Source organism: Citrobacter sp. CK185, from assembly GCF_030333565.1.
In the GTDB taxonomy this organism is placed as follows: Bacteria; Pseudomonadota; Gammaproteobacteria; order Enterobacterales; family Enterobacteriaceae; genus Citrobacter_B; species Citrobacter_B koseri.
Window position 1 is genome coordinate 967,016 of the sequence record NZ_JAOWFR010000026.1, and the last position, 26,995, is coordinate 994,010.

26 protein-coding genes are annotated in these 26,995 nt (G+C 54.8%); 5 read left to right on the forward strand and 21 right to left on the reverse strand.

Annotation, left to right across the window (positions count from 1 at the left end):
• Positions 1-20 precede the first annotated feature (20 nt).
• The 8 genes from cvpA to pdxB all read right to left on the reverse strand — a co-directional run bounded on the left by cvpA (position 21) and on the right by pdxB (position 7,731).
• The gene (gene cvpA / locus OGV79_RS19265; RefSeq protein WP_012131456.1) at positions 21-509 is read right to left on the reverse strand and encodes a colicin V production protein; all 489 of its coding nucleotides are present in this window, start codon (positions 507-509) and stop codon (positions 21-23) included.
• Positions 510-823: 314 nt separating this feature from the next.
• Positions 824-1,507, reverse strand: coding sequence for a cell division protein DedD (gene dedD / locus OGV79_RS19270; RefSeq protein ID WP_012131455.1), 684 nt, complete (start codon positions 1,505-1,507; stop codon positions 824-826).
• The gene (gene folC / locus OGV79_RS19275) at positions 1,497-2,765 is read right to left on the reverse strand and encodes a bifunctional tetrahydrofolate synthase/dihydrofolate synthase (protein ID WP_286468810.1); all 1,269 of its coding nucleotides are present in this window, start codon (positions 2,763-2,765) and stop codon (positions 1,497-1,499) included. The genes dedD and folC overlap by 11 nt, the downstream gene beginning before the upstream one ends.
• Positions 2,766-2,957: 192 nt before the next feature.
• Complete coding sequence (gene accD / locus OGV79_RS19280; protein ID WP_104868401.1) at positions 2,958-3,872, reverse strand: acetyl-CoA carboxylase, carboxyltransferase subunit beta; 915 nt, start codon at positions 3,870-3,872, stop codon at positions 2,958-2,960.
• A gap of 152 nt (positions 3,873-4,024) precedes the next feature.
• Positions 4,025-4,684: a DedA family protein gene (locus OGV79_RS19285; RefSeq protein WP_012131452.1), complete on the reverse strand. Its 660-nt coding sequence runs from the start codon at positions 4,682-4,684 to the stop codon at positions 4,025-4,027.
• A 23-nt stretch (positions 4,685-4,707) separates the two neighbouring features.
• Positions 4,708-5,520 (reverse strand): tRNA pseudouridine(38-40) synthase TruA, encoded by an 813-nt coding sequence (gene truA / locus OGV79_RS19290; protein ID WP_130028612.1) that lies wholly within the window; start codon positions 5,518-5,520, stop codon positions 4,708-4,710.
• The gene (locus tag OGV79_RS19295) at positions 5,520-6,533 is read right to left on the reverse strand and encodes an aspartate-semialdehyde dehydrogenase (RefSeq protein ID WP_012131450.1); all 1,014 of its coding nucleotides are present in this window, start codon (positions 6,531-6,533) and stop codon (positions 5,520-5,522) included. The genes truA and OGV79_RS19295 overlap by 1 nt, the downstream gene beginning before the upstream one ends.
• 61 nt (positions 6,534-6,594) lie before the next feature.
• Positions 6,595-7,731: a 4-phosphoerythronate dehydrogenase PdxB gene (gene pdxB / locus OGV79_RS19300; protein ID WP_200090852.1), complete on the reverse strand. Its 1,137-nt coding sequence runs from the start codon at positions 7,729-7,731 to the stop codon at positions 6,595-6,597.
• Positions 7,732-7,833: 102 nt separating this feature from the next.
• On the opposite strand from pdxB, the gene flk reads away from it, so the two are divergent.
• Positions 7,834-8,835: a flagella biosynthesis regulator Flk gene (flk, locus tag OGV79_RS19305; RefSeq protein WP_049008705.1), complete on the forward strand. Its 1,002-nt coding sequence runs from the start codon at positions 7,834-7,836 to the stop codon at positions 8,833-8,835.
• Here flk and OGV79_RS19310 read toward each other — a convergent pair.
• On the reverse strand, positions 8,832-10,010 hold the full coding sequence (locus OGV79_RS19310; protein WP_286468811.1) for an MFS transporter: 1,179 nt from the start codon (positions 10,008-10,010) through the stop codon (positions 8,832-8,834). The two genes, flk and OGV79_RS19310, sit on opposite strands and share 4 nt — an antisense overlap.
• Positions 10,011-10,251: 241 nt before the next feature.
• Between OGV79_RS19310 and OGV79_RS19315 the strand changes: the two genes are divergently transcribed.
• Positions 10,252-10,776, forward strand: coding sequence for a YqhG/Tai3 family protein (locus OGV79_RS19315; protein WP_286468812.1), 525 nt, complete (start codon positions 10,252-10,254; stop codon positions 10,774-10,776).
• Positions 10,777-10,887: 111 nt separating this feature from the next.
• On the opposite strand, the gene fabB is transcribed toward OGV79_RS19315, so the two are convergent.
• Entirely contained in the window at positions 10,888-12,108 is a 1,221-nt protein-coding gene (fabB, locus tag OGV79_RS19320; RefSeq protein ID WP_047462293.1) for a beta-ketoacyl-ACP synthase I, read from the reverse strand.
• 158 nt (positions 12,109-12,266) lie between these two features.
• On the opposite strand from fabB, the gene mnmC reads away from it, so the two are divergent.
• On the forward strand, positions 12,267-14,267 hold the full coding sequence (gene mnmC, locus OGV79_RS19325) for a bifunctional tRNA (5-methylaminomethyl-2-thiouridine)(34)-methyltransferase MnmC2/FAD-dependent 5-carboxymethylaminomethyl-2-thiouridine(34) oxidoreductase MnmC1 (RefSeq protein WP_248622929.1): 2,001 nt from the start codon (positions 12,267-12,269) through the stop codon (positions 14,265-14,267).
• A 68-nt stretch (positions 14,268-14,335) separates the two neighbouring features.
• Here the strand turns inward: mnmC and OGV79_RS19330 are convergent, their stop codons facing one another.
• Genes OGV79_RS19330 through prmB form a run of 6 tightly spaced genes read right to left on the reverse strand, consistent with a single transcriptional unit; the run spans position 14,336 to position 18,888 of the window.
• Positions 14,336-14,614, reverse strand: a complete 279-nt coding sequence (locus OGV79_RS19330) for a YfcL family protein (protein WP_012131443.1) — start codon at positions 14,612-14,614, stop codon at positions 14,336-14,338.
• A gap of 32 nt (positions 14,615-14,646) precedes the next feature.
• Positions 14,647-15,195, reverse strand: coding sequence for an elongation factor P hydroxylase (locus OGV79_RS19335; protein WP_012131442.1), 549 nt, complete (start codon positions 15,193-15,195; stop codon positions 14,647-14,649).
• Entirely contained in the window at positions 15,195-16,004 is an 810-nt protein-coding gene (locus tag OGV79_RS19340) for a sulfite exporter TauE/SafE family protein (protein WP_012131441.1), read from the reverse strand. Before OGV79_RS19340 ends, OGV79_RS19335 begins: the two co-directional genes overlap by 1 nt.
• Positions 16,004-16,828, reverse strand: coding sequence for a penicillin-insensitive murein endopeptidase (gene mepA / locus OGV79_RS19345; protein WP_248622928.1), 825 nt, complete (start codon positions 16,826-16,828; stop codon positions 16,004-16,006). The genes OGV79_RS19340 and mepA overlap by 1 nt, the downstream gene beginning before the upstream one ends.
• 3 nt (positions 16,829-16,831) lie before the next feature.
• Positions 16,832-17,917: a chorismate synthase gene (gene aroC, locus OGV79_RS19350; RefSeq protein ID WP_012131439.1), complete on the reverse strand. Its 1,086-nt coding sequence runs from the start codon at positions 17,915-17,917 to the stop codon at positions 16,832-16,834.
• A 38-nt stretch (positions 17,918-17,955) separates the two neighbouring features.
• Positions 17,956-18,888, reverse strand: coding sequence for a 50S ribosomal protein L3 N(5)-glutamine methyltransferase (gene prmB, locus OGV79_RS19355; RefSeq protein WP_248622927.1), 933 nt, complete (start codon positions 18,886-18,888; stop codon positions 17,956-17,958).
• A gap of 165 nt (positions 18,889-19,053) precedes the next feature.
• Between prmB and smrB the strand changes: the two genes are divergently transcribed.
• Positions 19,054-19,605 (forward strand): endonuclease SmrB, encoded by a 552-nt coding sequence (smrB, locus tag OGV79_RS19360; RefSeq protein ID WP_248622926.1) that lies wholly within the window; start codon positions 19,054-19,056, stop codon positions 19,603-19,605.
• A gap of 180 nt (positions 19,606-19,785) precedes the next feature.
• On the opposite strand, the gene sixA is transcribed toward smrB, so the two are convergent.
• The 4 genes from sixA to OGV79_RS19380 all read right to left on the reverse strand — a co-directional run bounded on the left by sixA (position 19,786) and on the right by OGV79_RS19380 (position 24,396).
• The gene (gene sixA, locus OGV79_RS19365) at positions 19,786-20,271 is read right to left on the reverse strand and encodes a phosphohistidine phosphatase SixA (RefSeq protein WP_047462281.1); all 486 of its coding nucleotides are present in this window, start codon (positions 20,269-20,271) and stop codon (positions 19,786-19,788) included.
• Positions 20,272-20,477: 206 nt separating this feature from the next.
• Positions 20,478-22,625: a fatty acid oxidation complex subunit alpha FadJ gene (gene fadJ / locus OGV79_RS19370; protein ID WP_286468813.1), complete on the reverse strand. Its 2,148-nt coding sequence runs from the start codon at positions 22,623-22,625 to the stop codon at positions 20,478-20,480.
• Positions 22,625-23,935, reverse strand: a complete 1,311-nt coding sequence (fadI, locus tag OGV79_RS19375) for an acetyl-CoA C-acyltransferase FadI (protein WP_248622925.1) — start codon at positions 23,933-23,935, stop codon at positions 22,625-22,627. The genes fadJ and fadI overlap by 1 nt, the downstream gene beginning before the upstream one ends.
• Before the next feature lie 176 nt (positions 23,936-24,111).
• Complete coding sequence (locus OGV79_RS19380; protein ID WP_024130148.1) at positions 24,112-24,396, reverse strand: YfcZ/YiiS family protein; 285 nt, start codon at positions 24,394-24,396, stop codon at positions 24,112-24,114.
• Positions 24,397-24,767: 371 nt separating this feature from the next.
• On the opposite strand from OGV79_RS19380, the gene fadL reads away from it, so the two are divergent.
• On the forward strand, positions 24,768-26,117 hold the full coding sequence (fadL, locus tag OGV79_RS19385; protein WP_024130146.1) for a long-chain fatty acid transporter FadL: 1,350 nt from the start codon (positions 24,768-24,770) through the stop codon (positions 26,115-26,117).
• A 62-nt stretch (positions 26,118-26,179) separates the two neighbouring features.
• Here the strand turns inward: fadL and mlaA are convergent, their stop codons facing one another.
• Positions 26,180-26,935, reverse strand: coding sequence for a phospholipid-binding lipoprotein MlaA (gene mlaA, locus OGV79_RS19390; RefSeq protein ID WP_024130145.1), 756 nt, complete (start codon positions 26,933-26,935; stop codon positions 26,180-26,182).
• Positions 26,936-26,995 lie beyond the last annotated feature (60 nt).

The following is a 26,995-nucleotide window of genomic DNA, read 5'->3' on the forward strand; positions in this document are numbered from 1 at the left end:
TAAGCCACATCTCAGAACCGTTACGTTCTGGGCAAGAAACTTGACGAGCTTTGCAGATAGTCAAAGAACCATCTGATGATAAAACTGAACTGCGGGATAAGCTGCGACTTGCTCCAGTCTTCGCTTTTCGACAGGCCGGTAAACGTATCGAGAAAGAACAGAATGGCGGCGACGATTAACGCTCCTCGCAGCGCGCCAAAACAGATCCCCAACACCCTGTCAGTACCCGACAGGCCGGTTTTCTCCACCAGCTGACCTATCACAAAGTTCACGATAGCGCCGACGATAAGCGTCGCGATAAACAGTATCGCGATAGCAATCCCATTTCGAACCAGTTCGTCTTCAAAGCCCGTAAACCAGACAGACAGGTAAGTGTAGTAATGGCTGGCGACAAAGAAAGCACAACCCCATGTCACCAACGATAACGCTTCACGAACAAAGCCACGGATCAAGCTAACCAGACAGGAAAAACCAATCACCGCGATAATGGCGTAATCAATCCAGACCATATGTGTCCCACGATTTTACGCCCTGTCGTCCTGTTCGGGGCGCATTCTAACAGAAAAAGAAAACGTTTGCGTAGGGATTTCCTTCCCGTGCGTAAATAAAAATGGCGCTGAAAAAATATTCAACGCCATCAAACTTTTTGCCTCTTCGGGCATTGCCGGATGGCGGTGCAAGCACCTTATCCGGCCTACAAAACAGTACACCGTAGGCCTGGCTGAACTCCGCGCGGATGGCGGGCAAGCACCTTATCCGGCCTGGAAAACAGTACATCGTAGGCCTGATAAGACGCGCAGCGTCGCCATCAGGCAGCGGTGGCTTAGTTCGGGCTGTAACCCATCACCACGCCACTCAAACCGGAGATCTGCTGTAACTCGCCAAGAGAATTTTTCAGCTTGTCTCTTGAGGCGTCAGGCCCGACGAGGATACGGGTTATTTTACCCTGTACCGGCGTTGACGGAGAAGTATATACCCGGAAGCCCGCGCCACGAAGTTTACCCACTATCTCATTGACCTTATCGGCATTTTTCAACGCCCCCAACTGCACAACGTACGCTTTACCCGTTGGCGCGGGTTTTTCTTCAGCAGCAGGTTTCGGCTCAGGCGCCGGTGTCGGCGTTGCCGCTACCGGTTGCTGCGGCTTCGGCTGTGGTTTCGGCTTTTCAACCGGTTTCGGTTTCGGCGGCTCAACAGGTGCGGGGACAGGATCGAAACTGGCGTTGTTTTCCGCAGCAAAACGGGAAGGGTCCAGAGACGGCGCTGCCGCATCTCCGGCACGCACCTCCTCAGCAGCGCCTTCAGGCGGCTGGGTCGGCAACGCCTGTGTTGCGGCTGGCATCATATCAGGCTCATCGCGATCGCCAGGCTTTGGCACCAGCGGGATCGCCGCGAACTCATCCTGATAATGTTTTTTCTGCCCGTCGAGCAACCCGGGAAGCACAATCACCCCGAGAGCGACCAGCACGATTGTGCCAACTAAACGATTCTGAAACTTACTCGCCACCGCTTCTCCCCGCGTCTATCACTTCCATGACATGTGCAACCGTGTGAAATGATCCACACACCAGCACGGTATCTTCTGGTTTCGCCTCTGCCAGCGCTGCATGCCACGCCAGCGCGACACTGTCATAGACAGTGCCTTTGCCCAGATGTTCCAGCAATTGCTCCGCCGTCGCGCCGCGCGGCCCTTCCAGCGGCGCGCAATACCAGTCGTCGACCACGCTTTTCAGCCAGGCTAACGTCCCTGCGATATCTTTATCATGTAGCATACCGATAACGGCAAGTATACGCCCGTTTTTCGGCAACATTTTCAGGCGTTCTGTCAGATATTCCGCAGCATGGGGATTATGTGCAACATCCAGAATCACCCGTGGCGATTCGCTCACTATCTGGAAACGACCGGGCAAAATCGCCCGGGCAATACCGTCACGAATCGCCTGCTCGCTGATGTTCAGCCCGCTGGCGCGCAGTGCCGCCAGCGCGGTGGCGGCGTTAGGCTGAGGCACCTGCGGCAGCGGAAGATTCGCCAGCGTACCTTCGCCGTCCGTAAACGACCAGCCGTCGCCCGTCACATCATAATGCCAGTCCACGCCGCGACGCTGTAACTGCGCCCCGGTTTCCTGCGCCACATCGGCGATGGTATACGGCATTTCCGGTTCGCCGACGATAGCCGGTTTTTCCGCCCGGAAGATCCCCGCCTTCTCACGCCCGATACTTTCGCGGTCCGGCCCCAGCCAGTCGGTATGATCCAGCGCAATGCTGGTCACTACCGCAACATCCGCATCAACAATATTGGTCGCGTCCAGACGTCCGCCCAGCCCGACTTCCAGAATCACCACGTCAAGCTGAGCCTGCTTAAACAGCCACAGCGCCGACAGCGTGCCATATTCAAAGTAGGTCAGAGAAATGTCTTCGCGCGCGGCCTCAATCTCGGCAAACGAGGCGGTATGAGCAGACTCCGGCAACTCGTTCCCCTGCACGCGAACGCGCTCGGTATAGCGCACCAGATGCGGAGAACTGTAGACGCCCACTTTATAGCCCGCCGCCGTCAGCACAAACTCCAGCGTGCGGCAGGTTGTTCCTTTACCGTTAGTGCCCGCCACCGTAAAGACAAATGCCGCGGGTTTCAGCACGCCCAGACGCGCCGCAACCCGGCTTACGCGTTCCAGACCCAAATCGATAGTTTTACTGTGCAGGTTTTCCAGATAAGAAAGCCACGCTGCCAGGGGCGACGCGGCTTGGGGAATGCGTTTATTGTCCATGATGCCTGTAAATTTATTACGTTGAGAAAAGCAAAAGGCAGCGCCAGCTGGCCCTGCCCTTTTGTACTCGTCGTCTTTCAAGCTGCAGGTGTGTTGGCTGCTCTCGCTCACCCGAATCACTTGCCTGTGCAAGCTCATCGGGATTCGCTCTCTTGCCGCCTTCCTGCAACTCGAAATCCATAGAGTAAATTATCAGGCCTCGGGTTCCTGATCGGGTACCGGCGGCACCACCTCGCCTTCGCGCGGCGCATCCGGGTTCGGCGCCGGAAGATTCATCAGCTTCGCCAGAACGCTTGCCAGTTTCAGGCGCATTTCCGGGCGGCGGACGATCATATCGATAGCGCCTTTTTCAATCAGAAACTCACTGCGCTGGAATCCCGGCGGCAGTTTCTCACGTACGGTTTGTTCAATAACACGCGGTCCCGCAAAACCGATTAACGCTTTCGGTTCTGCAATGTTGAGATCGCCGAGCATCGCAAAACTTGCGGAAACGCCGCCCATTGTCGGATCGGTCAACACGGAGATATACGGCAGACCACGCTCCTGCATTTTCGCCAGCGCAGCGGAGGTTTTCGCCATCTGCATCAGCGACATCAGCGCTTCCTGCATACGCGCGCCGCCGGAAGCGGAGAAGCAGATCAGCGGGCAGTTATCTTCCAGCGCCTGCTCAACGGCACGGACAAAACGCGCGCCGACCACAGACCCCATAGAACCGCCCATAAAGGAGAACTCAAACGCCGCCGCGACAACCGGCATGTCGTGGAGCGTACCTTTCATCACCACCAGCGCGTCTTTCTCGCCGGTTTCCTTCTGCGCGGAAGCCAGACGATCTTTATACTTCTTGGAGTCACGGAACTTCAGCACATCTTTCGGCTCAAGTTCGCTGCCCAGTTCCACAAGGCTTCCTTCATCTAACAGGCTATGCAGGCGATTGCGCGCCGACATGCGCATATGATGGTCACACTTCGGACAGACCTCAAGATTACGTTCCAGCTCAGCACGGTATAAAACCTGACCGCAGCTATCACACTTGGTCCACACCCCTTCAGGAATGCTTGCCTTGCGGGTGGGAGTAATGTTGCTTTTAATTCGTTCAATCCAGCTCATTAGTGACCTTTCTGCCTGAACCTTAGTCGTCAGCTTTGTTATCAGGAGCGCATAATGCCATTTTTGCCCCCAACAGACTATGAATGTTGCACATTAAAACATAACAGCCCGAAACTTTGGATAAAAAAGTGGTCGAACCGCTGAGTTACTTTCTATTTTGCGGCACGCGACGCAGCGCGCTTATGACGAATGATTTCAACCACGCCTGGCAATATCGACACCACAATAATCCCTACGATCAGTAATTTAAGGTTATCCTGAATCATAGGAATCGTACCGAAGAAATACCCCGCATATGTGAAGAGCAGCACCCATAAAAGCGCGCCAATGACGTTATACGCGGCAAAATGGCGATAAGACATATGTCCCATACCCGCAACAAACGGCGCAAAGGTTCTGACAATCGGGACAAAACGGGCCAGAATAATGGTTTTTCCGCCATGCTTTTCATAAAACTGGTGCGTCTTATCAAGGTAACTGCGACGGAAAATTTTTGAATTCGGGTTACTGAATAACCGTTCACCAAACAATCTGCCGATCGTGTAGTTCACCGCGTCGCCGACAATCGCGGCGATCAGCATTAACATCACCATAATATGTACGTTGAGATCGTTGGTTTCCAGCGACGCCAACGCGCCCGCCACAAACAGCAACGAATCCCCCGGCAGAAACGGCGTCACCACCAGTCCGGTTTCACAAAACAGGATCAGGAACAGAATGGCATATACCCAGACGCCGTATTCCGCGACCAGCTCCGCCAGGTGCACGTCAATGTGCAGGATAAAATCAATCAGAAAATAAATCAGGTCCATATTGATGCCTTATACGACTCAAATTAGTCCGCCAGAAACAGCGGGCCCAGTGGCGTTTTGGGAAGGTCAAACCGTTCCGGGTAATCAACCGCAACCAGATACAACCCTTCCGCTTTCGCCGTTGCTGCTGAAAGCCGCCTGTCCTTAGCCGCCAGCAACTCTGCTATCCAGCTCTCCGGCTGGTTGTGGGCGCCTACTTCCATCAGGCTACCGACAATATTCCTGACCATATGATGTACAAAGGCATTGGCTTTTATATCGACCACCACATACGCACTGTGACGCGTCACGTTAATGTGCATCACGTTTCGCCACGGCGTACGCGACTGGCACTGTACCGCGCGAAACGAGGTAAAATCATTTTCACCAATCAGACACTGCGCCGCCCGGTGCATACGTTCTGCGTCCAGCGGCTCATAAAAGTGCGTAACCCCATGACCTAAAATCGCCGGGCGCAACCGATGATTGTAGATGATGTAGCGATAACGGCGAGCCGTTGCGCTAAACCGGGCGTGAAAATCCTCAGGTACAGCTTTAACCCAACGAACCGCGATGTCACCAGGTAAATTCGCATTTACACCCAGCGTCCATGCCGCGTCTTTACGCAACGCGGTGGTTTCAAAATGCACCACCTGCCCCGTTCCGTGTACGCCAGCATCTGTCCGCCCGGCGCAAAACACGTTAACAGGTTCGTTGGCAACCTGAGAAAGCGCCTTTTCCAGCTTTTCCTGAACGCTGCGCACTTCGTTCTGGCGTTGCCAGCCATAATATTTGCTGCCGTCGTACTCAATGCCCAGCGCAATTTTATAAACTGGCGGTTGTTCCACTGCTGACATCAGTACAGGTACTCCTGCACCAGTTTTTCCGCGGTTTTGACCGCCATCAGCGCGCCGCCAAAGCGAACGTTATCGGCCACCGACCAGAACTGAACCTGCTCCGGCATGCCATAGTCGTTACGCACACAGCCGACAGAAAGCTGCGGATTGCCTGACGCATCGCCCACCTGAGTCGGGAAGTCAGTCTCTTCAGACAGCACAATATCTTCGCCGCGAGAAAAGGCATCGCGCGCCTCTTCCGCCGCCAGCGGGCGCAGCGCTTCAAAACTGACCATTTGCGCATGGCCATAAAATACTGGCGACTGAATGCAACTGGCGGAAATCATCAGCCCGTCGTCCTGCAAAATCTTACGCACTTCATCAACGATACGGCGCTCTTCGCGCACGCTGCCTTCACTGTCCGGCAGGAGCGGCAGCATGTTAAACGCCAGTTGGCGACCAAAGAAATCATCTTCGTCGATAGGGATACCGTTGAGCAGTTTCGCGCTCTGACCGGCCAGCGCATCCACCGCTTTTTTCCCGTGTGCCGAAGCGGAAAGCAGGCTGGTGACGCTAATGCGCGACAGACCGCCTTCATCAATCAGCGGCTTCAGCGAGGCCAGCAACTGGCTGGTCAGACTGTTGGCTACGGCGATCACATTGCGGTTGCGGTAATCGGCCAGCACAGACGGGTTCACTTCCGGCACCACTAATGGCACATCCGGTTCCAGGGCAAACAGGCCGCTGCTGTCGATCACCAGACAGCCCGCATTGGTGGCTTCCTCAACCCATGCGGCAGAGGCTTCAGCGCCAGCGACAAAAAACGCCAGTTGCGCCTGCGTCCAGTCAAAATCAGCGACATCCTGCACAATGACCGACTTGCCGCTATAGCGCAGATGTTCGCCCGCACTTTCATTACGCGCCAGCGCATAAATCTCACCGACCGGGAACTGACGTTCAGCCAGCGTTTCGAGCAGGGCTTCGCCTACGGCGCCTGTTGCGCCCAGGATGGCAATGTTCCAGCCTTCAGACATGGTGGTTTACTCCAGAAATAGCAAAGCTCCCCGCGCTATGCAGGGAGCGACAAAAAGAATGTTAATGGGCCGGATGATGAACGGCGTTGAAACCGAGCTTATGCAGCAGCGTGGCGGCACTGGCATCGTCGCACATCACGTACAAGGAAGACCATTCACGGCGCTCAAGGTAATTCTTACGCAGCTTATCAAACTCGCCCGGAATTCCGGCGACTTTACGCAGTGGCGCATCATCGCGGCGCACATCATACACCAAATGCGCCAGCCTTTTCAGCGTCGGCTGATCCAGCGGGCCATGCAGCGTAATACGCCCAAACTCCGGCGCGGGTAGCAGCGTATCCAGCGCCACTTTTTGCCCCCGTCCGATAAACGTACTATAGGCTTCAAAGACCTGCGTGGTGCCGCGCGCCTTCCCTTCCAGGGTATAACCGGCAATGTGCGATGTGCCGATATCAATTTTTTCCAGCAGCGCCACGTTGAGATCGGGCTCCCCTTCCCAGACATCAAGCACCACGCTCAGCGACTGCCCGGCATTCAGGCGCGCCAGCAGCGCGGTGTTATCCACCACCGGGCCGCGACAGGCGTTAATCAGAATCGTCCCCGGCTTCAGCCGCCCGATCAGCGCCTCATCCGCCAGGTGCAGCGTCTTGTAAGGCCCCTCTTTATACAATGGCGTGTGGAACGTCAGAATATCCGCTTCCTGGACCAGCTCATCCAGCGAGCGGAAATCACCTTCATCGCCCCGGTCCGCACGCGGCGGATCGCACAGCAAAGTGCGAATGCCCAACGCTTCCAGCCTCGCCTGCAAGCGAGCGCCAACATTACCTACGCCGACAATCCCCACGGTGCGGTCGCTTAAAGCAAAACCGTCACGCTCCGCCAGCATCAGTAAAGCGGAAAAAACATATTCAACAACAGCGATAGCATTGCAGCCAGGCGCCGCTGAAAACCCCACGCCAGCCTGCTTAAGCCACGCCTCATCCACATGATCGGTTCCGGCGGTTGCGGTGCCGACAAATTTGATGGATTTCCCCCCAAGCAGCGCTTCATTCACTTTGGTGACTGAACGCACCATTAACGCATCCGCATCATCAAGTTCTGCAACGGGAATGGGGCGACCGGGAACCGCTTTGACCTCGCCCAGACGGCTAAATAATTCGCGGGCATAAGGCATATTTTCATCAACGAGGATTTTCACGTCTGCGTACCTGTTTGAGAACGAGAGTTAACCGGGCAAGTGTGCCATAATCTGGCCGCCAGGCATACTTTGCTAAGATTTATGGTTTAAGGATAAGTGATGATGCAACCCATTTCCGGTACTCCCGCACGCCCTCCCGGTGAAGGTCAGACTGCGCCTTCCGTTGCCGGAGAACAGCCGCTATCCACCCAGCAGCGCACGGTGCTGGAACGCCTGATTACGCGTCTGATTTCGCTGACGCAACAGCAAAGTGCGGAAGTCTGGGCCGGAATGAAACACGATCTGGGCGTAAAAAGCGACACGCCGTTGCTGTCGCGTCACTTCCCCGCCGCAGAACAAAATCTCACGCAACGCCTGAGCGTCGCTCAGCAGAACCACGCGAATCGTCAGGTACTCTCGCAGTTGACGGAATTATTGAGCCAGGGGAACAACCGCCAGGCCGTCAGCGATTTTATTCGCCAACAGTACGGTCAGACGGCGCTCAGCCAGTTAACGCCCGAGCAGTTAAAGAATGTGCTGACGCTACTGCAACAGGGGCAACTTTCCATTCCTCAGCCTCAACAACGTCCGCCAACCGACAGACCGTTATTGCCTGCCGAGCATAATACGCTCAACCAACTGGTGACGAAGCTGGCCGCCGCGACGGGCGAATCGGGCAAACTTATCTGGCAGTCCATGCTGGAACTTTCCGGTGTGAAAAGCGGCGAGCTGATCCCCGCAAAACAGTTCACGCACCTGGTCACCTGGCTGCAAGCGCGCCAGACCCTCAGCAACCAGAGCGCGCCCACCCTACAGACGCTACAGGCGGCGCTAAAACTGCCGCTGGAGCCGAATGAATTCACGGCGTTAAGAGATTACGCCCAACAGACATATCAGGCGTTGCCGCATACGATTCTGACAACCGCTCAGGTTCAGGATCTGCTGAACCAGGTCTTTCTGCGCCGCGTTGCGCGCGAAAGAGAGTTAACCGAGCCGCATCACATTCAGCCGATATACAGCCCATTCGCCCCGATGATTGAAACCATCAAATCCGTAACGGCGCGACCGGGGCTGATCTTTATCGCACTGGCGGTTGCCTTCATTCTGTTCTGGCTGGTGTCTTAACCCCGGCGAAACGACAGCAGCGTCACCACAATCCCCACGACGGCAGAAATCGCCCCGGCGAGGAATACGGAAGAGTAGCCGCACGAGGTGGCTAACAGCCCGGCCAGCGGGCCGGTAACGCCGTAGGAGATGTCCTGAAACGCGGCATAGCCGCCAAGTGCCGTACCGCGTACCTGAGAAGGTACGCGCTTCACCACTTCAACGCCCAACGCCGGGAAGATAAGCGAGCACCCAGCCCCGGTTAATGCCGCGCCCAATAGCGCAATCCAGGCCACAGGCGCCAGCCAAAGCAGCACCAGCCCTGCCGTTTCGACCAACAGGGACGCAACCGCCACCTTCACACCGCCAAAGCGATCCGGCATCCAGCCAAACAGCACGCGCATCAGCACGAAAGCGCCGCCAAACGCGGTCAACGTAAAACCGGCCATCGCCCAGCCTTTACTGGCGAAATAGAGTGAAATAAAGGTGCCGATAACGGCGAAGCCAACCCCCTGTAGCGCCAGCCCCAGGCCCGGCTTCCAGATGAAGCCAACGACGCTCCACAGCGACGGACGTTCGCCCGCGTGCGCAGGTACTTTACGCACGGTGCCATTAAATGCCCAGGCCAGCAGCGGCAGCGCCATTGTTGTTCCCGCCAGCGCCGCAAAACCGTAATGGCTGTGAATCAGTAAACCAAGCGGCGCACCGGCAGCCAGCGCGCCGTAAATCGCCATGCCATTCCACGACATCACTTTACCGGAGCGCGAAGGCCCTACCAGCCCCATCCCCCAGGTCAGGGTTCCGGTCAGTAGCTGGCTTTCGCCAAAACCCAGGATCAGTCGCCCGACGATCAGCAACGCGAATTTTACAGGTACAGAAACAGGTAACAACGCCGCCAACAGCCACGCGCCCCCCGCCAGCGCGCAGGCCAACATCCCCTGTAGCGCGGAACGTTTGGCGCCATATTGATCGGCCAGTCGCCCGGCGTAACCACGGGTTAATACCGTTGCAAGGAATTGAATGCCCACCGCGATGCCGACCATCGTGTTGCCATAGCCCAGCTCATGGTGAACAAAAAGAGGGATTACAGGTAACGGTAAACCGACCGTCATATAGGTCAGAAAAACCGCAAAAGCGATACGAAAAAGCGAAAAATTCGCAGAAGGTGTTTTTTCTTTTTGGGATACAGCTGTCATGCGTTACTCCAGAATGCAGAGTAAGGCGAGGAAATGCCACGCCCCCTCCACCTGACCATCAGGATTAAGGTGCGTTGGATAACGTTAAACGCTTACGCATTATCATGGGGATAATGTTGAGCGTGAAGTCTGCCTGTGGGAGACCGGGCTTGTCAACTTAGAAATCACAGCATTATTTGTCATTTCTGTCGAATTGAACACGGTTAAAACATACTGTCATTTTCTTTCAGGGAAAAAAGTAATGAAAGCGTTTCCTCTTATTACGCTTATCCTGTTGCTTTGCGGCTGCGCTACACCTCATCGCGATAGTACGCAGGATATTAACCAATTCTATCTCTCATGGATGAAAACATTCACAGAGGATCAGGATACCCCTCATGATAAGTTGGCATTAATGCAACGCTATGTCGCGAAAGAACTTATCAATCGCCTGACGCTAATTGATAACCTTTATGAGCAGGAAATCGTGGCGTCAGACTACTTTATGTACGTGCAGGACTACGCGCCGGAATGGATCGCTAAATTCCACGCAGGAACAGCCAGTGCTTTTTTGGGAGGTGAAAAAGTGGATGTGTGGCTTGGCGATTCCGATACCCGCCTTATCCATTTAATGGTGTACACTCGCCGGGAAAATGGTCAATGGAAAATTTATCGGGTACGCGATCTTACCCACCAGTTTGAACACCCGATCTACGATGCAGGCGCTATTTCCCGCGCCAGGGCGTGGTCGGCAAAAGTCGCGCAGGAATACGAAAACAAGCAATAAAAAAGGGAGCCATTATCGGCTCCCCTGTAGGCCTGATAAGCGAAGCGCCATCAGGCAAACGTTGATGTCGGATAGCGGCGTAAACGCCTTATCCGCCCAACGTCTTCAGATTTACGCTTTCAGCTTACGCATAACCAGCGTCGCGTTGGTGCCGCCAAAGCCGAAGCTGTTGGACATAACGGTCGTCAGCTCGCGATCGGTGGCTTCGGTGACGATGTTCAAACCTGCCGCTTGCTCGTCCATCTCTTCAATGTTGATGCTCGGCGCGATAAAGCCGTGTTCCAGCATCAGCAGCGAATAGATAGCTTCCTGCACGCCAGCCGCACCCAGAGAGTGACCGGTCATCGCTTTGGTCGCGGAGATAGCTGGGCTCTTATCGCCAAAGACTTCACGAATTGCGCCCAACTCTTTCACGTCGCCTACCGGCGTAGAAGTACCGTGGGAGTTCAGGTAGTCAATCGGAGTGTCAACGCCGTGCATCGCCATCTGCATGCAGCGCACTGCGCCTTCGCCTGACGGTGCAACCATGTCAGCGCCATCGGACGTTGCGCCATAACCGACGATTTCCGCATAGATGTGCGCGCCGCGCGCCAGAGCATGTTCCAGTTCTTCAACCACAACCATACCGCCGCCGCCCGCGATAACGAAACCATCACGGTTCGCATCATAGGTACGGGAAGCTTTAGACGGATCGTCGTTGTATTTGGTGGACAGTGCGCCCATCGCGTCGAATTCACACGCCATTTCCCAGCACAGCTCTTCGCCGCCGCCGGCAAAGACGATGTCCTGTTTGCCCAGTTGAATCTGTTCAACCGCGTTGCCGATGCAGTGTGCAGAGGTCGCGCAAGCAGAGCTGATGGAGTAGTTCACGCCGTGGATTTTAAACGGCGTAGCGAGGCAGGCAGAAACGCCGGAGGCCATCGCTTTGGTCACTACATACGGGCCAACGGCTTTCAGACCACGCGGGCTACGCATGGCATCTGCGCCAAAGACCTGGAATTTCGGGGAGCCGCCGCCGGAACCTGCAATCAGGCCAACGCGCGGGTTATTCTGGTAAGTTTCTACAGAGAGACCCGCATCAGCAATCGCCTGCTCCATAGAAAGGTAAGCATAGATGGATGCGTCGCTCATAAAGCGCACTACTTTGCGGTCAATGAGGCCAGTGGTATCCAGTTTGACGTTACCCCAAACATGGCTACGCATGCCGGAGTCCTTCAGCTCCTGAGAGAAAGTGATCCCTGAACGTCCTTCACGCAGAGATGCCAGGACTTCCTGCTGGTTATTACCGATGCTGGAAACGATGCCCAGGCCAGTAATCACTGCACGTTTCATTCAATACCTCTGTAAGTCGCACTATTTTAAGATTCGACTCGCACAATAGCGTACACTTGTACGCCGAACAAGTCCGATCAGCCAATTAATATGGAAATTTGCGCCTCCGGGCGCACATCGCTAAGATCGTGACACTGCCTGTCAGACGAGTAACTTACGTGAAACAATACGCTATACAACCTGCCAACCTTGAATTCAACGCTGAGGGTACACCTGTTTCCCGAGATTTCGATGACGTCTACTTTTCCAATGATAATGGGCTGGAAGAGACGCGTTATGTTTTTCTCGGCGGCAATCAGCTTGAGGAGCGTTTTCCGCTGCACCCTCGCCCATTATTCGTGGTGGCGGAGAGCGGTTTCGGCACTGGCCTTAACTTCCTGATGCTCTGGCAGGCGTTCTCGCAGTTTCGCGACGCTCACCCTGAGGCTACGCTACAAAGATTACATTTTATCAGTTTTGAAAAATTTCCCCTGACGCAGGCCGATCTCGCGTTAGCCCATCAACACTGGCCGGAGCTTGCCCCCTGGGCACAGCAGCTACACGCGCAGTGGCCGCTGCCGCTGGCCGGGTGCCATCGTCTGATTCTTGATGACGGTCGCGTGACGCTGGATCTCTGGTTCGGCGATATTAATGAACTGACGGGGAAACTGGATGAATCTCTGAACCAGAAAGTGGACGCCTGGTTTCTGGATGGTTTTGCCCCCGCGAAAAACCCTGACATGTGGACGCAGAATCTGTTTTCCACCATGGCGCGACTGGCTCGCCCCGGCGGAACGCTGGCGACGTTTACCTCTGCGGGATTCGTGCGCCGGGGGTTGCAGGAGGCAGGGTTCACGATGCAAAAACGCAAAGGTTTTGGCCGCAAGCGTGAAATGCTTTGCGGCGTCATAGCGCACGCGCTGAGGTTCCCCTCTCCGACGCCGTGGTTCACCCGCAGCGGCAGCGCCAAACGAGACGTCGCAATCATCGGCGGTGGCATCGCCAGCGCGCTGCTGTCACTGGCGCTTCTGCGCCGCGGCTGGCAGGTAACGCTCTATTGTTCAGATGAGCAGCCCGCGCAAGGCGCATCCGGCAATCGCCAGGGGGCACTTTATCCCCTGCTCAGCAAACACGATGCGGCGATTAACCTCTTTTTCCCGAGCGCGTTTACGTTCGCGCGGCGTCTGTATGACGCGCTGCCGGTGACTTTCGACCATGACTGGTGCGGCGTCACGCAACTGGGCTGGGACGAAAAGAGCCAGCATAAAATCGATCAGATGCTGTCGCTGGCGTTGCCCGATGCGCTCGCAGTGGCTGTAGATCCAGACCAGGCGCAGCAGGAAACAGGCGTGGCGACACACTGTCGCGGAATAACGTATCCGGCTGGCGGCTGGCTGTGCCCCGCACAATTAACCGCTGCGCTGCTGGCGCTAGCGGCCACACAAGGGCTGCGGAGGCATTATACACACACGCTCACCGCCCTTTCGCACCAGGCCACAGGCTGGCAGTTGCAATTTGCAGAGGGTAAGGCAGTTGAACATGAGGTGGTCGTGCTGGCAAACGGGCATCAGATTAACCACGTTGACCAGACGCGTCCGTTACCGGTCTATTCGGTGGCTGGTCAGGTAAGCCATATCCCGACGACGCCTGCGCTTTCCGCATTACGCCAGGTGCTGTGCTACGACGGATACCTCACGCCGCAAAACCCTGCCACTCATCAGCACTGCATTGGCGCCAGTTACCATCGCGGCAGTGAGGAAACTGCCTATCGTGAAGACGATCAGCAGCAGAATCGCCAGCGCTTGATCGACTGCTTCCCGAATGCCGCATGGGCAAAAGAGGTTGATGTCAGCGAAAAAGCAGCGCGCTGTGGCGTACGCTGCGCCACGCGCGATCATCTGCCGATGGTCGGAAATGTGCCGGACTATGATGCAACGCTCGCACAATACGCCGCTCTTGCCAGACAGAAAGACGCCGCCGAACGCGCGCCGGTTTATCCTAATTTGTTTATGCTAGGAGCGCTCGGATCGCGCGGGTTGTGTTCAGCCCCGCTCTGTGCGGAAATTCTCGCGGCGCAAATGAGTGAAGAGCCCATTCCGATGGATGCTGACACGCTGGCGGCGTTAAACCCGAATCGTCTGTGGGTACGGAAGTTATTGAAGGGAAAAGCGGTGAAATAAGTCCATCCGTTGGATGAACGTTAACGCCACCCGGCAAGGTGAAAATGCCGGATGGCGACGCATCCGGCCTACGCGTTAATGGCCTTCTGGAACAGGTTATCCCACATCTCTTTTACTAACGCCTGGTCACGCGGCGACAACTCGCCTGCGCCAATCGCTTTTTCCAGGCTGCTGGTGACGTTGGCATACACCGCTTCTGCGGAATGGTCATCACCGCCTTCCAGTTCTGCAACTGCTAACGTCAGGTGGCCACGCAGATATCCGCTGGCAAACAGCTCGTCATCGCTTGCGTGCTCTACCATATCGTCGATTAATGCCAGAATGCGTGATTCAAACTCCGCGATCATCTTCTTTCCTCATTGTAAACGTGGCGTCGGCCTCAGTTGAGCGCTTCCGGCCACGGGAACTGTTCCGCCGTAATGTCAGGCGTGTGATAATAATTCTGTAACGCTTTAATAAACCGGGCCGGGCGTTCAGGAATGCCTTTTTCCAGGTACTCCATCACCTGGGCATGAACCCGGCGCTGAAATACCACGCGATCCGGTTCGAAGTCCCCTTCCAGATTGTCGCAACTGACGTTAAACGGATAACCCGCCGCCACGCAAAACAACCAGTCAAAGGCCTGCGGTTTCACTTCCACGTCTTCAAACTGGCTTTGGGTTTGCGCATCACGCCCATCCGGGCAATACCAGTAACCAAAATCCACCAGCTCACGACGCGCCTTTCCGGCAATACACCAGTGCGAAATCTCATGCAGCGCGCTGGCGTAAAAGCCGTGCGCAAAAACAATCCGGTGGTACGGCACGTCCGCATCAGCAGGAAGATAGACCGGTTCGTCATCGCCTTTAATCAGACGGGTATTAAAATCGTCGGCAAAGCAGCCGTTAAAAATATCAATTAGCTGTTGGTAATGATGCGTACTGTTCATTAGTTCATCCCCAGCAAGTGGAGAATCTCCTGTCCGTGGTTATCATAAAGTAGTTTGGCGCTCATCACCGCAGAGACGATGACAATCATCGGGCGAATGAGCTTCTGTCCTTTGCTTAACACCAGTCGCGAGCCCATACGAGCGCCCAGAAACTGGCCAATCAGCATCACGAAACCTGTCGCCCAAATGACTTTACCGCCAATAGCGAACAGCAACAGGCCGCCAATATTCGAGGTGGCATTCAACACTTTGGCATGGGCGGTGGATTTCGCCAGGTTGTACCCGCACAGCGTCACAAACGCCAGCGCGTAAAACGATCCGGCAGCCGGGCCGAAGAAGCCATCGTAGAATCCGACACAGCCCCCGGCGACCAGCGCGAAAGGCAGGCCATAAAGCCGACGCTGACGATCCTCTTCGCCGAGTTTCGGCATCAACAGGAAATAAAGGCCAATACAAATAACCAGCACCGGTAAAATCTGCCGCAAAATGCTCGCCTGGACATATTGCACCAGTAACGCGCCGCTCATTGAGCCAATGAACGTCATCAGAATATTGAGTTTCTGATCGGCAAGATTAACCACTTTGCGACGAATGAAATAGATTGACGCGGAGAGGGAGCCGCCGCAGGCCTGCAATTTATTGGTCGCCAGCGCCTGTGCTGGCGACATGCCTGCCGCCATTAATGCAGGGATCGTTAATAAGCCGCCTCCCCCCGCCAGCGAATCAATAAATCCAGCCAGCATTGCCACGAAAAAAAGAACAATCAATAACAGCGGGGACACCATAAACAGATTTAAAAAATTGTCCATTAGAGTACATGCTCATCCAGTAGCGCCTGGCAGGAAGGCGGCAACGGTGGCGGTGTCTTCTTCTCAGGCTTTGTTGTTCCAGGTTCAGGAGGTTCAAACCAACTTTGTAGTTCTGCGCCACATCCATCGCCAGGCGGAGGCAAAGGCTGATCTTCGCACTCCAGGCTGTCGGCAGGGCAACGTAATCGTACATGCATATGCGCACGATGCTGGAACCAGGGTCGCACTTTACGCAACCAGTCACGATCGGTTCCGGCATCCAGGCATAACTGCTGTTTAATGGCAGGATTAACAAAAATACGCGTGACGTCGTTATCTTCCGCCGCCAGTTTGATCAGGCTGGAGATTTCCGGCTTCCACAGCGAAGGCACCACATGTTTGCCGTCGCGGGAGACCAGGTCAATTGCCTGAGGTCGCAGTAGCTGCGCCTGCGTCCAGCGTGTTTTCGGCAGTTGCAGAAAAATATCAACATCGAGCCCGGTCTGGTGGCTGGCATGTCCGCCGTTGAACCGCCCGCCCGCAGGCATCCCCATATCGCCGATCAACACCGTTCCAAACCCAAGATTGCTGACCTGAGTGCTCAGTCGTTGAATAAACATCACGAGATCGGGATGACCAAAATAGCGGCGCTGATCGGTACGCATCACCTGATAGTGTTCGGACAGCACGGGAAGCGTGTCTGCCCCAACAATGCAGCCATTCGAAAAGCCGCCGATGGATTGCGCACTTCCGGGAACAGGATGCGTAATTTTCTGCCAGGGCGTCGCCGCCAGGCTGGCGCTGCTGACCAGAAGAGCCAGCAACGCGAGTGCCGTTTTTTTCATTGATTACCAGCGTGGAATATCAGTCTTTACATCCGCATTTTGCGCGCGCTGACGCAGAAGGTGATCCATCAGCACGATCGCCAGCATGGCCTCAGCGATCGGCACGGCGCGGATCCCAACGCACGGATCGTGACGCCCTTTGGTGATCATCTCGACTTCTTCACCAAAGCGGTTAATCGTACGTCCCGGCACCGTAATACTGGAAGTGGGTTTCAGCGCCATATGTGCAACAATTTGTTGCCCGCTGCTGATACCGCCGAGAATACCGCCCGCATGGTTGCTCAGGAAGCCCTCTTTGGTAATTTCATCGCGATTCTGGCTGCCTCGCAACGCGACCACATCAAACCCATCGCCAATCTCCACGCCTTTTACCGCGTTGATGCTCATCAGCGCATGAGCGATGTCCGCATCCAGACGGTCAAAGACCGGTTCGCCAAGCCCTGCCGGAACGCCGTTTGCCACGACGGTCACTTTTGCCCCAATCGAATCGCCCTCTTTCTTCAGGGCGCGCATCAGTTCGTCCAGCGCGTCGATTTTATCTGGATCAGGACAGAAAAACGGGTTTTGTTCAACCTGCTGCCAGTCTTTGATTTCAAGCGGAATATCGCCCATCTGGGTCAGACACCCCTGAATGACGATGCCGTGTTTCTCCGCCAGATATTTTTTAGCAATCGCGCCAGCCGCGACGCGCATCGCCGTTTCACGGGCGGAAGAACGACCGCCGCCACGGTAATCGCGCAGACCGTATTTCTGCTCGTAGGTATAGTCGGCATGGCCCGGGCGGAAAACGTCCTTAATGGCGCTGTAATCCTGTGAACGCTGATCGGTATTTTCAATCAACAGGCCAATGCTGGTGCCCGTCGTCACACCTTCAAAGACACCGGAGAGAATTTTCACCTGGTCCGGTTCACGACGCTGGGTCGTGTAACGCGAGGTTCCCGGACGGCGTCTGTCGAGATCGTGTTGCAGGTCGGCTTCCGTTAGCGGAATGCCCGGCGGAACGCCATCAACGATACAACCGAGCGCCAGCCCGTGTGATTCACCAAAAGTCGTTACGCGAAAGAGTTGTCCAAGTGTATTTCCTGCCATCACGGCTCCGTTATCGTTGTTGTGTTGTTGACCGTTGATTAATCTTTATAGATGCTGAAATGCTCGCGAGCCGCAATGAGCTGCGCTTTCGTCAGCATAAAGACGCCGTCGCCGCCGTTATCGAACTCCAGCCAGGTAAACGGTACATCGGGATATTGTTCTATCAGATGTACCATGCTGTTTCCGACTTCACAAATCAGAATACCGTCATCGGACAAGTAGTCCGGCGCGTTGCCCAGAATACGGCGGGTCAGTTTTAAACCGTCAGTGCCGGACGCCAGGCCCAGTTCAGGTTCATGACGATATTCATTCGGCAGATCGGACATATCTTCCGCATCAACGTACGGCGGGTTCGTCACAATCAGGCCATACTGCACTTTCGGCAGATCGCGGAACAGATCGGAGCGAATCGGCGTGACATGGTTGAGCAGACCGTGCTCTTCAATGTTGTGTTCGGTTACGGCTAACGCGTCGCTGGAGATATCAACGGCATCCACTTCCGCCTCCGGGAAAGCATAAGCACAGGCGATAGCGATACATCCGCTGCCGGTACACATATCCAGAATGTGGTGCGGCTGCTCGCTGATAAGCCCCGCGAAGCGGTTGTTGATCAGCTCGCCAATCGGCGAACGTGGCACTAATACGCGTTCATCAACATAGAATTCATGGCCGCAGAACCAGGCTTTATTGGTCAGGTAGGCCACCGGAATACGCTCGTTGACACGACGAATGACCCGTTCAACAATGCGGTGACGTTCGCTGGACGTCAGGCGCGCGGTGCGCATGTCTTCTGGAATATCCAGCGGCAGATAAAGTGACGGCAGTACCAGCTGTACGGCCTCATCCCACGGGTTGTCCGTGCCGTGACCATACCAGATATTCGCCGCGCTAAACCGGCTTACCGCCCAGCGCAACATGTCCTGAATGGTATGCAGCTCACTCACTGCTTCATCAACGAAAATTTTATCCACGTATTCCTCCAGGGCATGCTCGCATTAAATTCGGCGGCTAGTTTGCCACGAAGACGGCGATAAATCAGCACTCACGCGGCGCCAGAGCGTGAAAATTGCGTTTTGGCTGAACGAATGTCCCCTGAGTCGGGTAAACTAACGCAAAATAAAAGATGAGACGTTCGAATGAAAAAGAAAACATCGCTCAGCGAGGAGGACCAGGCGTTGTTCCGGCAGTTAATGACCGGCACCCGCCAGATTAAGCAGGACACCATTGTCCACCGACCGCAACGTAAAAAAATCACAGAAGCCCCGGTCAAGCGTCTGATACAGGAGCAGGCTGATGCCAGCCACTATTTCTCCGATGAATTTCAACCGTTATTGAATACGGACGGCCCGGTGAAATATGTGCGTGCCGACGTCAGCCATTTCGAGCTGAAGAAAATGCGTCGGGGCGACTATTCGCCGGAGTTGTTCCTGGATTTGCACGGTCTGACGCAACAACAGGCCAAACAAGAGCTGGGGGCGCTGATTGCCGCCTGTCGCCGCGAGCATGTCTTTTGCGCCTGTGTGATGCACGGCCACGGAAAGCATATTCTTAAGCAACAAACGCCGTTATGGCTGGCGCAACATCCGCACGTTATGGCCTTCCATCAGGCGCCAAAAGAGTACGGCGGGGACGCTGCGCTGCTGGTATTGATTGAAGTAGAAGAGTGGTTGCCGCCGGAGCTTCCCTGACAATGCCGATTGCCGGATGGCGGCGCAAGCGCCTTATCCGGCCTACGGGGTCAGTGCAGGCTATAGGCCTGATAAACGAAGCGCCATCAGGCGCCTTATCCGGCCTACGGAGTCAGTGCAGGATGTAGGCCTGATAAGCGAAGCGCCATCAGGCACAGTATCCAACCGACGATAATAACGTTAAATCGCTTTTGCCATTTTCAGATTACACGGGCTCATCTGCCAGTTGAAAATCCCTTTGCCGCTTTCATCAAGCGTTACGCTGGCAATCGCAGATGTGGTGAACATTGGCGGCGTCTCGCCAGGACAGAGTTCAGACACCAGATATCCCACCAAAGGCAGGTGAGAGATCACTAACACCGATGCGACGCCTTCATTCGCCAGCGTCTGCAACCAGGCGCTGACCATACCGACATCGCCGCAAGGAGTAAGCTCCGGCAAAACGTCCACATTGCCAGGCAGGTTCATACACTCCCCTACCACATCCAACGTTTGCTCGGCTCGTAGAAACGGGCTCACCAGAACACGTTCGATATCCACTTTTTGACCTTTCAGCCAGTTCGCCATAAGGCGGGATTCGTCACAACCACACGAGGTTAAGGGACGAACCGAATCACTGGCGGCATCGAGGGCCGCGTCGCCGTGACGCATGATAAAAACTTGCATATTGCACCGCTTTTGTTAACCAGAATCACCCACATTCTTAGCAAAAACCCTGACGGGTATGATAAAAATGCGGTGGCCGGCATTGTGCCTTATCCATTCACCGAATGAAACGCTGTTTTTTACCTCAATGGCGTAAGTATAGTCAATCTTTGTTTACAAATTGACCACCACACAGTCATTCGGTGCGGTCTCGTCCTGATATGACCTTATTCCTTCAGGTCTGTTTCCCCACTGTTCCAGAAACGTTCACCGCGTTCAGCCATCCGCAATAAGCGCTCGCACGGGGTAAACCGGTCGCCATACTGCGTAGCCAGTCGTTGCAGAACCGCAACCACTTCACCCGCGCCGAGAGTGTCCATATAACGGAACGGACCGCCAAGAAACGGCGGAAAACCAATACCAAATACCGCGCCGATGTCGCCATCACGCGCGCTGCGGATCACCTTCTCATCAAAGCAGCGCGCCGCTTCATTGAGCATTAACATCACGCACCGCTCAGCCATTTGCTGCGCAGAAAGTCGGCTCTGCCCTTGCGTACCAATAAGCCTATAAATTGCAGGGTCGACCTGTTTTTTGCTTTTACGCCCTTTCACGCCATAAAGATAGAAACCGCGACCATTTTTTCTGCCTTTGCGATCGTCATTCAAAATTGAGGCAACAACGTTTGCAGGCGCGCTAAAACGTTCGCCGTAAGCGGCCTCCAGTACAGGTATAATTTTAGTGCCTGTATCGATGCCAACCTCATCCAAAAGTTGGATTGGCCCGACCGGAAAACCAAACTTGACCAGCGCGGCATCGATCGCTTCGACGCGTTCGCCTTCGGTCAGCAGCCGTATTGCTTCGTTGATATACGGGGCAAGAATACGATTAACGTAGAACCCGGCTTTATCGCTGACCACAATCGGCGTTTTGCCCTGTTTTTTCGCCAGCTTAACGGTCGTTGCGATCGTCTGCGCGGAGGTTGTCGCATGAGGAATGACCTCCACCAACGGCATTTTTTCTACCGGGCTAAAGAAGTGCAAACCAATCACCTGCTCAGGCCTGGCCGCGTTAGCCGCGATGTCGCCGATGGGTAAAGATGAGGTGTTGGAGGCAAAAATGGTGTGAGGAGCGCAGTTTTGCTCGACTTCCGCCACCATCTGCTGTTTTAACGCCAGATCTTCAAACACCGCTTCAATAACCAGATCCCAATGCGAGAAGCCGCGGTAATCCGTTGAGCCGGAGATTAGCGCCAGCTGTTTGTCGCGTTCGCCCGCTTTGATATGGCGGCGGCGAACTTTGGTTTCAAGCTGATCCCAGCTGTACTTCAGCGCGTGGTTGATGCCTTTGGCATTAATATCTTTGATGCGAACCGGCAAGCCGCCTTTACAGGCCGTCACGTAAGCAATACCGCCGCCCATCAGACCTCCGCCCAGCACGCCTACGCTGGCTAACGGGCCAGGCTGCGCATCGCTCCCCGGATCTTTTTTCACTTCGGTACTGGCAAAAAAGATATTCCGCAACGCCTGCGACTGCGGCGTCATCGCCAGTTCGCCAAACGCCCGCGCTTCCGCGTCGTATCCGCTACTGCTTCCCTGCGCCAGCCCGGTTTCAATCACCTCAAGGATTCGCTCTGTCGCCGGGTAATTACCCTGCGTTTTCTGCCCGGTTTTTTTACTGACCATGCGAAACAGCAGCGTGCGTCCAAGCGGTCCGGCCAGAATACGTTCACGCACCGGTAAATTCCGCTGAGCGGAACGCCCTTTAATCGCCAGTTCCACGGCAGCCTCAAGCAAGATGGCATGCGGCACGACTTCGTCCACCAGGCCAACCCTGAGCGCTTGTTTTGGCCGTAACTGCTTACCGGTGAGGATCATGTCCAGCGCCGTACTCACCCCAACCAGGCGCGGTAATCGCTGCGTACCGCCAGACCCTGGCAGCAGCCCCAGTTGCACTTCCGGCAGGCCCAGCACGGTTTTCGCATCATCAGTACAAATGCGCCGATGGCAAGCCAGCGCCATCTCTAACCCGCCGCCAAGACACGCGCCGTGAATGGCGGCGACAACCGGAACAGACAACGCCTGAATTTCAGCCATTATCTGCTGGCCCTGACGCGCCAGCGTTTCAGCTTCCTGCGCGCTTTTGCAGTTGCCGATCATGTTGATATCCGCCCCCGCGATAAAGTTATCCGGCTTCGCAGAAATAAAAACCACACCGCGCAGCGCCTTGTTTTCCCGAATCTGTTTCAGGATGGCGCGAACCTGCGTCGCGAACTCCGCCTTCAGGGTATTCATTTTCTCACCGGGGACATCAATAGAGACGACCGCGACGTTATCCAGACGCACGTTAAGCGTGAACGCTGATGTCATGTCCATTATTCCGCCTCCAGAACCATTGCCGCCCCTAAACCCCCCGCAGCACACGCGGTCACCAGGCCAAAACCGCCTCCCCGACGGCGTAGCTCATGCAGGGTTTGCGTGATCATCCGCGCCCCCGTTGCGGCAAACGGATGTCCATAGGCAATCGACCCGCCGAGGACGTTAAACTTACTGTCATCCACTTCCCCGGTCGCATGCGCCCTGCCCAGTACGTCGCGAGCAAAACGCTCGCTGCCAAGCAGTTGAATGTTAGCCAGCGTCTGAGCGGCAAAGGCTTCATGCATATCAATTAACGAGAGATCGGCCAGCGTTAATCCGGCCCGCTCCAGCGCCAGCGGCGTCGACCAGGCCGGGCCCAGCAGCATGTCCTGCCAGACGTCAATTGCGGTAAACGCATAGCTACGCAGATAGCCCAACGGCGCCAGGCCAAGTTCTTTAGCGCGAGACTCCGTCATCAGGATGACGGCTGCCGCGCCATCCGTCAGCGGCGTACTGTTCGCCGCAGTGACCGTCCCGTGTTGTCGATCAAACGCGGGGCGCAGCTTCGCATAATCTGCCAGAGTAGAGTTGCCACGAATATTATTGTCTTCAGAGAAAGGATCTTTATACGGCGGCGCATATGTCGTCATCACCTCATCCGCCAGTTTACCTTCGGCCCAGGCCTGTGCGGCACGTTGATGGGAACGATGCGCCAGCGCATCCTGCTGCTCACGCGTAATGCCATAGGTTTTCGCCATTTGCTCGGCCGTATCGCCCATCCGCAGCCCGGTGGAATATTCAGCGACCGCGGGCGGAACAGGCATCAGGTCTCGCAGACGCAGGCGGGAAAAGAGTTTGAGTTTTTGCCCGGTCGTGCGGGCTTTATTGACGTCCACCAGTATACGCGCCAACTTTTTGCTGACGCCAATGGGTAACACGGAAGAGGAGTCCGCGCCGCCAGCAATCCCCGCGCGAATCGTCCCCGCCATCAGGCTTTCCGCAACATTCGCTACCGCCTGAAAACTGGTCGCGCACGCCCGGCTTACGCTGTAGGCATCGGTGTGAACATTCATCCCCGTACCCAGCACAATTTCCCGGGCGATGTTGGGAGCTTCAGGCATTTGCACCACCTGGCCAAAAACCAGTTGCTCAATAACCTCGGCAGGTATTTCACTGCGCGCCAGCAATTCCCCAACAACCATTTTTCCCAACTCAACAGCAGGAATGCCATGAAAAGCGGTGGCCTGACGAGCAAACGGCGTACGTAATCCGCTTACAATGGCGATACGATCGCCCTGGCGGGTAACCAGTGGTAAAGCCTGACTCATAACATTCCCCTGTAAAAAATAAAATAAGTGGTCTGACCTGATCACAGTCTTAACCAATTTTTTACATTTCGCCAAGCGGAGACGCCAGAAAGTGAGAGCTAAGACACAGAGGATAGTAACAGAGGGTTACGAAAATGCCCCTGCCAGAATTTGACAGGGGCATTCAAAGAAGGGGATTAACGCAGACCCAGCTGGAAGATCAGCGTTTCAGCTTCGCAGGCGAAGACAAAGTCGATGTCCAGACGCACGCCTTCAGCTTCTTCGGTAAAGGTGGATGTAATCTGGCAAGGTTCAGACTCCACGCCACGCGCTTTTTCTGTCAGAGCCGCCAGCGTCTCTTCGGCCTGCGCGCGGTTTTCAAACACACGGCTGTAAGACGCGGTGCAATCGGAGTTGTCCATAATGGTGCCAACATCCATACAGCAGCAAACCGGGGTTTCATCAGCACTGCATTTACTCATTGTAGATTTCCTCTGTATTTGCACTCAAAGTGCCAGATAAATATTGAGGATATTTTACGCTCGTGGAAAAAGGCTCTCCAGTCGTTAATGACGCAAAATGGGATAAGTGACCGAAATCACACTTAAAAATGATCTAAAACAAAAATCGCCCAATCGAGTGAGTGCGCCAGGCCTCAAATTTGCCAGCTGGATCGCGTTTCCACGATCACAATTGAAAAATATTATAAACATACTTGCAACATTCCAGCTGGTCAGACCTATACTCACGCCACTGGTCTGATTTCTCTGTCGTACCTCAGACCCTACACTTCGCGCTCCTGTTACGGCATGTAACATAGTTTGTATAAAAATAAATCGATGAGGTTATGGTCATGAGCCAGAAAACCCTGTTTACAAAGTCTGCTCTCGCAGTCGCAGTGGCAATCGTCTCCACACAGGCCTGGTCTGCAGGCTTTCAGTTAAACGAATTTTCTTCCTCTGGCCTTGGCCGGGCTTATTCGGGTGAAGGCGCTATCGCAGATGATGCCGGTAACGTTAGCCGCAACCCGGCGTTAATTATGATGTTCGATCGCCCCACCTTCTCTGCGGGTGCGGTGTATATCGATCCAGATGTCAATGTGACCGGCCGCTCTAACTTAACCGGGCAAAATGCCAACGCGAATAATATTGCGCCAACAGCGTGGGTTCCTAACCTGCACTTCGTTGCGCCGATCAACGATCAGTTCGGTTGGGGGGCATCCATTACCTCCAACTATGGCCTCGCCACCGAATTCAATAAAGATTATTCAGCCGGTATCTATGGCGGTAAAACAGACCTGCAAACGGTGAACCTGAACCTCAGCGGCGCCTATCGCCTGAATAATAGCTGGAGCTTCGGGGTCGGTTTTGATGCGGTTTACGCGAAGGCTAAAATTGAGCGCTACGCGGGTTCCCTCGGTCCGGTGCTTTCACAACAGCTGGTTGGACAAGGCGTACCCTCTCAGTGGACGGATGGCATTAACTCCCCTGACTCCCAGATCGCCCACCTGAAGGGTGATGAGTGGGGATTCGGCTGGAATGCAGGCATCCTGTATGAACTCGACAAGGATAACCGTTGGGGCCTGACCTACCGCTCTGAAGTGAAAATCGACTTCGAAGGCGATTACAAAAGCTCCATTAACCCAAATCTGAACAATATTTTCGCCAGTATGGGGCTTTCAAGCCTGCCATACGGCACTGGCGGCGCAACACAGAATGGTTCCTTAACCCTGAACCTGCCTGAAATGTGGGAAATCTCCGGTTATAACCGCGTCGCGCCGCAATGGGCTATCCACTATAGCCTGACTTATACCAGCTGGAGCCAGTTCCAGGAGTTAAAAGCCAAAGGCGACGACGGCCAGACGCTCTTCTATAAAGATGAAAGCTTTAAGGATGCGTACCGTATCGCGTTGGGTACGACCTACTACTACGATAAGAACTGGACTTTCCGTACCGGTATCGCGTATGACGATAGCCCGGTTCCGGCAAACAAACGTTCCATTTCTATTCCCGATCAGGACCGTCTGTGGCTGAGCGCGGGTGCAACTTACGCCTTCAATGAAGATGCTTCTATTGACGTTGGCGCATCCTATATGCACGGTCAGAACGTGAAATTCACCGAAGGGGAAGGCCCGGCAGCTTACTCCTTCAAGTCTGACGGTAAAGCCTGGCTGTTCGGTACGAACTTTAACTACGCGTTCTGATTTTCATCAGACGTAAAAAAAGGTGAGTCTTTTGACTCACCTTTTTTATTAGCCTCGTGTGGTTATTCAGAATCAATCTCTTTGAGATCGTCCTGAATCGCCTGGGCATTCGGGTTTTCCTGCGGTTTAAGCTTCCCGCCGTTAGCGATGAAGTCATGACGCTGGAAGTATGCTTCACGCACCAGAATATACGGGTCGGAAGACTGACGCAGCAGACCATCGGAATCCAGCAGTTGCGCGCGGGTTTCAATTCCTTCAATGGTCCATTTACCAATAGACATCGGCCAGGTGAGCCAGGAGAGTACCGGATAAAGGGTATCGGCCATATCACCGCCATCTTCACGCAGCGTGAAGCTGCCATAGAACGGAAGTTGCACGTAGGGGCCATACCCCACACCGTAATGGCCTAACGTACTGCCGAAACGGTGCGGTTCAACACGCTGTAGTTTTGGATTCGCCATCCCCGCAACATCAATAAAGCCCCCCATTCCCAAAATACTATTCAGGAAGAAGCGGGTGAAGTGCACCATGCCCTGATAGGGATCGCCCTGCAGGAAATAGTTCACCATAATCGCAGGCTCTTCGAGGTTGCTGGTAAAATTACTCAAACCATTTCTGGCAGGCTGCGGAACATAATCACGCCAGGCGACAGCGACCGGTCGAACGACATACGGGTCCAACACGTTAAAGTTGAAGTTGTACATGGTGCGGTTAAATCCTTCGAGCGGATCTGAACGCCCCTGCTGTTCTGTACCGGAGCTTGCACATCCCACCAGCAGTGTGCTCCCCAGCGCAAGCGCCGACAGGCGAAGCTTCATAAATGTCTCCCTGTTGATTATGGCTATCGCTGATTGCCATCCATGACGGAACGAGACCGT

Excerpts from the sequence above, each read along its gene's own strand:
- cvpA (WP_012131456.1), bottom strand. The coding sequence starts at position 509 with ATGGTCTGGATTGATTACGCCATTATCGCGGTGATTGGTTTTTCCTGT.
- folC (WP_286468810.1), bottom strand. The coding sequence starts at position 2,765 with ATGGACAATAAACGCATTCCCCAAGCCGCGTCGCCCCTGGCAGCGTGG.
- accD (WP_104868401.1), bottom strand. The coding sequence starts at position 3,872 with ATGAGCTGGATTGAACGAATTAAAAGCAACATTACTCCCACCCGCAAG.
- OGV79_RS19285 (WP_012131452.1), bottom strand. The coding sequence starts at position 4,684 with ATGGACCTGATTTATTTTCTGATTGATTTTATCCTGCACATTGACGTG.
- truA (WP_130028612.1), bottom strand. The coding sequence starts at position 5,520 with ATGTCAGCAGTGGAACAACCGCCAGTTTATAAAATTGCGCTGGGCATT.
- OGV79_RS19295 (WP_012131450.1), bottom strand. The coding sequence starts at position 6,533 with ATGTCTGAAGGCTGGAACATTGCCATCCTGGGCGCAACAGGCGCCGTA.
- flk (WP_049008705.1), top strand. The coding sequence starts at position 7,834 with ATGCAACCCATTTCCGGTACTCCCGCACGCCCTCCCGGTGAAGGTCAG.
- OGV79_RS19310 (WP_286468811.1), bottom strand. The coding sequence starts at position 10,010 with ATGACAGCTGTATCCCAAAAAGAAAAAACACCTTCTGCGAATTTTTCG.
- OGV79_RS19315 (WP_286468812.1), top strand. The coding sequence starts at position 10,252 with ATGAAAGCGTTTCCTCTTATTACGCTTATCCTGTTGCTTTGCGGCTGC.
- fabB (WP_047462293.1), bottom strand. The coding sequence starts at position 12,108 with ATGAAACGTGCAGTGATTACTGGCCTGGGCATCGTTTCCAGCATCGGT.
- OGV79_RS19330 (WP_012131443.1), bottom strand. The coding sequence starts at position 14,614 with ATGATCGCGGAGTTTGAATCACGCATTCTGGCATTAATCGACGATATG.
- OGV79_RS19335 (WP_012131442.1), bottom strand. The coding sequence starts at position 15,195 with ATGAACAGTACGCATCATTACCAACAGCTAATTGATATTTTTAACGGC.
- OGV79_RS19340 (WP_012131441.1), bottom strand. The coding sequence starts at position 16,004 with ATGGACAATTTTTTAAATCTGTTTATGGTGTCCCCGCTGTTATTGATT.
- mepA (WP_248622928.1), bottom strand. The coding sequence starts at position 16,828 with ATGAAAAAAACGGCACTCGCGTTGCTGGCTCTTCTGGTCAGCAGCGCC.
- aroC (WP_012131439.1), bottom strand. The coding sequence starts at position 17,917 with ATGGCAGGAAATACACTTGGACAACTCTTTCGCGTAACGACTTTTGGT.
- smrB (WP_248622926.1), top strand. The coding sequence starts at position 19,054 with ATGAAAAAGAAAACATCGCTCAGCGAGGAGGACCAGGCGTTGTTCCGG.
- sixA (WP_047462281.1), bottom strand. The coding sequence starts at position 20,271 with ATGCAAGTTTTTATCATGCGTCACGGCGACGCGGCCCTCGATGCCGCC.
- fadJ (WP_286468813.1), bottom strand. The coding sequence starts at position 22,625 with ATGGACATGACATCAGCGTTCACGCTTAACGTGCGTCTGGATAACGTC.
- fadI (WP_248622925.1), bottom strand. The coding sequence starts at position 23,935 with ATGAGTCAGGCTTTACCACTGGTTACCCGCCAGGGCGATCGTATCGCC.
- OGV79_RS19380 (WP_024130148.1), bottom strand. The coding sequence starts at position 24,396 with ATGAGTAAATGCAGTGCTGATGAAACCCCGGTTTGCTGCTGTATGGAT.
- fadL (WP_024130146.1), top strand. The coding sequence starts at position 24,768 with ATGAGCCAGAAAACCCTGTTTACAAAGTCTGCTCTCGCAGTCGCAGTG.
- mlaA (WP_024130145.1), bottom strand. The coding sequence starts at position 26,935 with ATGAAGCTTCGCCTGTCGGCGCTTGCGCTGGGGAGCACACTGCTGGTG.